This window comes from Neisseria sp. P0009.S007, from assembly GCF_051962515.1.
Genome location: NZ_JBQCVF010000719.1, coordinates 1 through 854, shown reverse-complemented (window position 1 = coordinate 854; position 854 = coordinate 1). Strand labels below are relative to the sequence as shown.

1 protein-coding gene is annotated in these 854 nt (G+C 52.2%); it reads left to right on the top strand.

All coding sequences use genetic code 11. The annotated features are described in order from the left end of the window. Positions 1-819 (top strand): patatin-like phospholipase family protein (locus tag ACTHS3_RS15920; protein ID WP_440368494.1); only part of this gene is annotated, 819 nt, incomplete at its 5' end. Between the last annotated feature and the right edge of the window lie 35 nt (positions 820-854).

Sequence of the window (854 nt, the reverse complement as noted above, 5' to 3'; positions counted from 1 at the left end):
ACGCAGGGTCAAAATACGGTTTCGCATACTGCACCCAAACCGAAAGCCACGGTTGCGCTGGCTTTGGGCGGCGGCGCATCCAAAGGCTTTGCCCATATCGGGATTATTAAGGTTTTGAAAGAAAACAATATTCCGGTCAAAATCGTTACCGGTACATCCGCAGGCTCGATTGTCGGCAGTATGTACGCTTCGGGAATGTCACCCGACCGCCTCGAATTGGAAGCGGAAATTTTGGGTAAAACCGATTTGGTGGATTTGACCTTGTCCACCAGTGGCTTCATCAAAGGCGAAAAACTGCAAAACTACATCAACCGCAAAGTCGGCAACCGTCCGATGCAGCAGTTCCCCATCAAATTTGCCGCCGTTGCGACCGATTTTGAAAGCGGCAAACCGGTGGTGTTCAACGTAGGCAATGCCGGACAAGCTGTCCGAGCTTCTGCGTCGATTCCAAACGTATTCCAACCTGTCGTTATCGGCAGCCGCAAATATGTAGACGGCGGTCTGTCACAACCCGTACCGGTCAGCGCGGCGAAAAAAATGGGCGCAAACTTCATCATTGCCGTCGATATTTCCGCCCGTCCGGCCAAAAACGTCAGCCAAGGTATGTTCTCCTATCTTGACCAAACCTTCAACGTGATGAGCCAAACCGCCTTGCGCCAAGAATTGGGCCAAGCCAATGTGGTCATCAAACCGCAGGTTTTGGAGCTGGGTTCGGTTGGCGGTTTTGACCAAAAACAACGCGCCATCCAATTGGGCGAACAGGCCGCACGCGCCGCACTGCCTGAAATCAAACGCAAACTGGCGGCATATCAGTATTAATCATCCGCCGTTTGAACAGGCCGTCTGAAAGTATG